The organism is Pseudomonas sp. SDO5215_S409 (assembly GCF_054071325.1).
This window is the reverse complement of the sequence record NZ_JBSVWN010000196.1, coordinates 1-297: the sequence shown is the minus strand read 5'-3', so window position 1 is coordinate 297 and position 297 is coordinate 1. Positions and strand designations below refer to the sequence as shown.

1 pseudogene is annotated in these 297 nt (G+C 57.6%); it reads left to right on the top strand.

Going from position 1 to position 297, the window contains the following annotated elements:
• Positions 1-297 (top strand): annotated as a pseudogene (locus tag ACW9H9_RS28875) (type VI secretion system tip protein VgrG); the annotation flags it as partial.

Below are 297 nucleotides of genomic sequence, written 5' to 3'. Positions count from 1 at the left end.
ATTTTCTGGCCCTGACCGAACACCCCAAAGCGCGGTGGAATGACCTGTGGTTGCTTACTGAAATCGTCCACCAAGGCATGCAGACGCAGGTGCTTGAAGAGTCGATGCCCCATGACGTCGACCAAGGCTATCGCAACACCTTTAAAGCCACGCCTTGGGATGTACCGAACAGGCCCCCTCTCAAGCATCCAAAACCGCGCATTTTGGGCAGCCAGACCGCCCGGGTCACCGGCCCCAAAGGCGAAGAAATCCACTGCGACCCATACGGCCGCGTAAAAGTGCAATTCCACTGGGACC